Source organism: Sulfuricurvum sp. (assembly GCF_049305995.1).
Lineage (GTDB): Bacteria > Campylobacterota > Campylobacteria > Campylobacterales > Sulfurimonadaceae > Sulfuricurvum.
The window spans coordinates 1-5,174 of sequence record NZ_JBAQPS010000172.1 but is presented as its reverse complement, the minus strand read 5'-3'; the positions used below and the strand labels follow the sequence as shown (position 1 = coordinate 5,174).

Sequence of the window (5,174 nt, the reverse complement as noted above, 5' to 3'; positions counted from 1 at the left end):
GAGATATTCCACCGATTTACCTACTGGGCTTATTTTATGGCAGTTGTGATTGCAGTGTATGAAGTGTCACGCTACAAAGTGATGCAAATCGATAAAGTCTCCATTTTGAGTGCATTAGGTTCCCTATCGACATTGCTCCTTTTTAGCGCGGTCTATACCCCGAAAATCCTAGAGTATCAATCTCGCGGTGAAGCGGCGATTGATGCATCATTTGAAGCATTACACAAAGCGAGTGAGATCGATTTCAAAATACTGTTAGTGATGTTATTGATCCTCTTTTCCCGCAGAGCTTATCTATTGGCGGTGAAAAAATGATCAAATTTGAAAACATTACCAAACGTTTCGGTAAACGCGAAATTCTAAAAGGTGTCACTTTAGAGATCGAGCGGGGGAAAACGACCGTTATTTTCGGAGTATCAGGTGGCGGTAAATCGACGATAATTAAACACATGGTGGGATTGCTAAAACCCGATAGCGGAACGATCACCTATAACGGAACTCGGATTGATAATGCCGATGAAGTGACATTGCGTGAGTTTCGCAAAAAAATCGGATTTTTATTCCAAAGCGGCGCACTTTTCGACAGTATGAACATCCGCGATAACGTCGCATTCCCGATGGTTGAGCATCAAAACCTGACTACCAAAGAACTCGATTATAAAATCGATGAAAAACTCACTATGGTGGGACTTGACCCTAAAATCGTCAAATCCCTCTACCCCGAAGAACTCAGTGGAGGTATGCGCAAACGGGTCGGATTAGCACGTACTCTCGCACTTGAACCCGAAGTGATCCTCTATGATGAACCGACATCAGGTTTAGATCCTGTTACGAGTGATTTTATCACCCAGATGATTTGTCGTTTGCGTGATGAGATCGGGATGACATCGGTACTCATCAGTCACGATATCGCCGAGAGTTTCAAAGCGGGGGATAATTACGCAATGCTCTTTGACGGTGTGATTGTCGAAGCAGGGGACAAAGAGAGGTTTAGAAATTCAACGAATGCTGTCGTTCAACAGTTTATTCATGCACGCTCTGTAGGGCCGATCGCGTTTCATTAAATAATTCGATACAATGACGTATTATGATACAAAAGAGCGTTGATGACTAAGCAAGAAGTTTTAAACTATTTGTCGTTACATAAAGAGAGATTTTATAAAGATTTCGGTGTCGTTAAAATAGGGCTTTTTGGCAGTTTTGCACGTGATCAAGCTACGCAAAACAGTGATATAGACTTAGTTATAGAAATGAATCCCAAAAGTTTAGAGAAACGTATAGCCTTTAAAAGAGAGATAGAATCTGATCTAAACCGCTCACTTGATGTCGGTTATATGAGTGCATTACGCAGTTTTATAGCCAAAGAAGTGGCAAAAGATATTATTTATGTCTAAGCGGGTAGTAGAATTTTTTATTGTCGATATTTTGATCGCTATCGAGAAAGTCAAGCGCTATACGGCAGAGTTTAATAATCCCCAAGATTTTATACACGATGAAAAAAGTTTTGATGCGACGATGCGTGAATTAGAAATTATTGGTGAAGCGACAAAACATCTGATACGTGGAAATCTTTTAGACAATGAGTGGCAGATTGTTGTCGATTTTAGAAACGTTATAGCTCATGAGTATTTTGGCATAGACAGTGATGAAATTTGGGAAGTGATTACGATCTATTTGGATAAATTTAGAGATGAAATTACTAAGTTATTTGAAAATGGTGATAAAGAAATTTTGGATGATGTTATAAAAAGTAATCTCGATGATTTTAAATACAGTACAAAAACAGTTGCGTTATTAACAAATTTATTAGAAAAAATAAAACACTAAGTCTTATCTCCCCCCAAACTTCTTCGTCCACCACTCCTGCGGAGTGAGGTTTTTTTCTCTCAAATGCTCTTCATCAAAATTAAATTCATATCGGGAACAGTATTCAAGCAATACAGCATAGGCATCATTGATTTGGGTACTCATGGCATGAGCCGTTTCTTGGTCATCTAGATGTTTGTCGGGATGCCATTGTTGCATCATATTTTTGTAACGGATTTTGATGTCGGAGAGGGTAGCTTTGTCGCTCAGACCAAGGAGCGTTTTGGCCTTTATGAGCGTGTCAAATGAGAGCATGAAACAGAGAGATTAATCTCTTTGTTGACGCATGAATGTTGGTACGTCTAGGAAGTCTTCTGTGTAGTCACCGTTGGCTACTCTTTGAAGAGCAGGACGAGCTACAACTCGTGGTTGTGCAACAGCAGTAGAAACAACTTCTTTATTTTCAAATTCACAGTTGTTAATTCCTTGTGATGCTTTTTTCTCAAAACCGGTTGCTACTAGGGTGATACGGATAAAATCTTTTGGCAAAGTTTCGTCTGTTGTTGTTCCGAAGATAACGTCGGCTGATTCATCAACGCTATTATGAACCACATCCATTGCAGCAGAGAGTTCCATAAATGGAAAATCAGGGTGCATACTAAAGTGTACCAACACCCCAAGTGCTCCGTTCACTGACATATTATCAAGAAGCGGAGATTCGATAGCATTTTTGATCGCTTCGTATGCCGCATTTTCACCTTTGTATTCGCCCACACCCATGAGAGCCAATCCACGGTGACTCATTACGGTTTGCAGGTCGGCGAAGTCAAGATTGATGTCGTTGTCACCGCTAGCTAGGATAACGCCAGATGTTCCGCTAACAGCGCGAGCAAGTACGCTGTCAACAATTTTAAAGCTCTCTTTGATTCCCATTTTAGGATCGATGATCGAGAGGAGTTTGTCATTTGGGATGACAACGATACAATCAGATTCATTTTTGAGTTCATTCAAACCGTCTTCTGCAAGTTTAAGACGTTTTTTACCCTCAAATGAGAACGGCTTAGTCACAACCGCGATCGTCAGAGCACCCACTTCTTTAGCGATTTTAGCGATGATTGGAGCTGCACCCGTTCCAGTACCACCACCGAGACCCGCTGCTACGAAAACGATATCGGCACCTTCTAGTGCATGAGCCAAATCTTCATAGCTTTCTAGGGCAGATTCTTTACCCACTTCAGGTTTCATCCCTGCACCTAAACCTTTGGTCAGTTTTGCACCAAGTTGGATTTTGGTTGCCGCTGAACCTTGTTCCAATACTTGAGCATCCGTGTTTGCAATGATCAGTTCAATACCCGGAATTTGCTCTTTAAGCATATAGCCGATCATGTTTCCGCCGCCGCCGCCGACACCGACTGCTACGATACGCGCTCCTGTGAGAGTTGTTGATTCTTCAATTGAAAATGGTTCCATGCTTGCTCCTTGACGTGATTAAAATAGTTGAGTTGCCCAGTTCCAAAATTTGGAAACAGGATTAGGTTGATCACCCTCTACGGGTTTTTTTTCTGTTATATTGACCATTTTTTGTGGTTCTGCTTTTTTCTCTTCCTTGATCAGTGGTGGGGTTGGTATTGCTGATGGTGGAATAGGAATAGAGGTAGAAGAATCAAATTTAGGTACATCTTCTTGAATCATATTGTGTGATGGCATTGGTTCTTCACTCGTATGGCGCATACGTCGATTGACATCAATTTCGTATGGAGTATAACCTCCTGCAAGATATTTAACTAGTCCTACGGCACCTGAATACGATGGGTCTCTTAGGGTATCAAAAAGACCCCCAATATCGGTTGGTTTAGCGAGACGTACCGGCATATTATCTAAAATAGCGACGGCAAGTTCACGTAAACCTTCAATTTTGGTAAATCCACCGGTGAGAACAACACCGGCTCCCATATGTTCTTTGAGACCACTTTTTTCAATCGATTGGGCGATAATCATTAAGGTTTCTTCAACACGTGCGTAGATAACGTTATGAACGACTTCGAGTGAAACTTCATGACTCGAATTTTCATCACCGATGACGGGAAGTTCAATGAGATCATTGCTCGGAGTGTAGAGAGATCCATAATTGATTTTAACATTATCCGCTGTATGAAGAGGCGTATGCAATGCCATTGATAAATCGTTGGTGATATGATTTGATCCAACCCCTAAAAAATCATTGTAACGTATAGCATGACCGGAATGAATAACGATGTTACTCGTGTTTCCACCCATATCGACCACAGCGGCACCGAGCTCTTTTTCATCCGCATTAAGAACGGCGATCGCTGAAGCGTATCCGCTGAGGACAACACTCTCGACATCAACACCGGCAGCTTTAACCGCTTTACGGAGATTATTGAGATTGGATTTTTGGGTCGTGATGATATGAGTTTCAACTTCTAATCGAGCAGCGTTCATCCCTAGAGGATCTTCGATAAAATCTTGGTCATCTACTTTGAAGTTGTACGGAAGGGCATGTAGAACTTCAAATTCATTAGGAATATTGGCATTATACAGTGAGGTATGCATAACCCGTTGAATTTCATTAAGGCTGATCTCTTTGTTTGGGATATTGACGATACCGCTTGAATTTAAACTTTTGGTATAGGCACCGGAGATAGTGACAATGGCACTGCGAAGTTCGGTTCCGGCAACGCGTTTTGCATCGTTCAAGGCACTTTTAATCGATTTACTTGCCAGTTCGATATTAGTGATACTTCCTTTACGAAGACCTTGCGCTTTTGCGATGCCGGCTCCGATGATTTGTGCGCTGTTATCATCATCGATTTCAGCGATGAGCGCACAAACTTTTGTTGAGCCGATATCAATGGCTAAAACAGTTCGTTTCAAATCAGATCCCCTCTACATAGATTTCAACTGGATACTTACCTTCAAGCGTTTTAATTAAACCTTGATCTAACAAGCTCCCTTTTAGCTTGTCTGCGGTATTCCCTTCCGCTATTGTTTTATCTTGAAGCAACTTTTGTTCCAAAACGTTATAGATTATAACATTTCCACTTTCTAACGTGATAAAACCTTGTTTTTGTTTGGATGTAAAGAGTTTTGATAAAAATTCAGACCCTTCTTGAGGGCTTAACCCTGCTAATTTTGTATTATCTTTACGTGTCAGGAAATCGGTAGTCGTACCAGTAAATGTTTTATAACTGTTTTGGGCTAACTCTTGAAGCTTAGTTTTTTTTGCTTCATTCATATAAAGAGCACTAACATTTGTTTTGGCTTCTTCATAGCTCATTGGGTGTGAAGGGTTGGTTTTTTCTAATTTAATGATAATGTAATTGTTCTCCGCTTTACGAGGTTTGAGG

At 40.9% G+C, this 5,174-nt stretch carries 7 protein-coding genes and 1 pseudogene; 4 read left to right on the top strand and 4 right to left on the bottom strand.

Going from position 1 to position 5,174, the window contains the following annotated elements:
- The 4 genes from WA010_RS05890 to WA010_RS05875 all read left to right on the top strand — a co-directional run.
- Nucleotides 1–315, top strand: a 315-nt coding sequence (locus WA010_RS05890) for a DUF4149 domain-containing protein (RefSeq protein WP_422556215.1), incomplete at its 5' end; no start/stop codon positions are given.
- Nucleotides 312–1,064: an ABC transporter ATP-binding protein gene (locus WA010_RS05885; protein WP_422556214.1), complete on the top strand. Its 753-nt coding sequence runs from the start codon at nt 312–314 to the stop codon at nt 1,062–1,064. The genes WA010_RS05890 and WA010_RS05885, both read left to right, overlap by 4 nt.
- A 42-nt stretch (nt 1,065–1,106) precedes the next feature.
- A complete protein-coding gene (locus tag WA010_RS05880) occupies nt 1,107–1,394 on the top strand; it encodes a nucleotidyltransferase family protein (protein WP_422556213.1) in 288 nt (95 codons plus the stop codon).
- Nucleotides 1,387–1,827: a DUF86 domain-containing protein gene (locus WA010_RS05875; protein ID WP_422556212.1), complete on the top strand. Its 441-nt coding sequence runs from the start codon at nt 1,387–1,389 to the stop codon at nt 1,825–1,827. Before WA010_RS05880 ends, WA010_RS05875 begins: the two co-directional genes overlap by 8 nt.
- A 3-nt stretch (nt 1,828–1,830) precedes the next feature.
- On the opposite strand, the gene WA010_RS05870 is transcribed toward WA010_RS05875, so the two are convergent.
- From WA010_RS05870 to WA010_RS05855, 4 genes and pseudogenes are all read right to left on the bottom strand, one after another.
- Nucleotides 1,831–2,121 (bottom strand): J domain-containing protein, encoded by a 291-nt coding sequence (locus tag WA010_RS05870; protein WP_422556211.1) that lies wholly within the window; start codon nt 2,119–2,121, stop codon nt 1,831–1,833.
- Nucleotides 2,122–2,133: 12 nt separating this feature from the next.
- The gene (ftsZ, locus tag WA010_RS05865; protein WP_422556210.1) at nt 2,134–3,276 is read right to left on the bottom strand and encodes a cell division protein FtsZ; all 1,143 of its coding nucleotides are present in this window, start codon (nt 3,274–3,276) and stop codon (nt 2,134–2,136) included.
- An 18-nt stretch (nt 3,277–3,294) separates the two neighbouring features.
- A complete protein-coding gene (gene ftsA / locus WA010_RS05860) occupies nt 3,295–4,701 on the bottom strand; it encodes a cell division protein FtsA (protein WP_422556209.1) in 1,407 nt (468 codons plus the stop codon).
- Nucleotide 4,702: 1 nt separating this feature from the next.
- Nucleotides 4,703–5,174, bottom strand: a pseudogene (locus WA010_RS05855) (peptidylprolyl isomerase); the annotation flags it as partial.

Bases quoted from the DNA above. Each gene is read 5' to 3' on its own strand.
- WA010_RS05875 (WP_422556212.1), top strand. From the start codon at position 1,387: ATGTCTAAGCGGGTAGTAGAATTTTTTATTGTCGATATTTTGATCGCT.
- WA010_RS05880 (WP_422556213.1), top strand. From the start codon at position 1,107: ATGACTAAGCAAGAAGTTTTAAACTATTTGTCGTTACATAAAGAGAGA.
- ftsZ (WP_422556210.1), bottom strand. From the start codon at position 3,276: ATGGAACCATTTTCAATTGAAGAATCAACAACTCTCACAGGAGCGCGT.
- WA010_RS05870 (WP_422556211.1), bottom strand. From the start codon at position 2,121: ATGCTCTCATTTGACACGCTCATAAAGGCCAAAACGCTCCTTGGTCTG.
- WA010_RS05885 (WP_422556214.1), top strand. From the start codon at position 312: ATGATCAAATTTGAAAACATTACCAAACGTTTCGGTAAACGCGAAATT.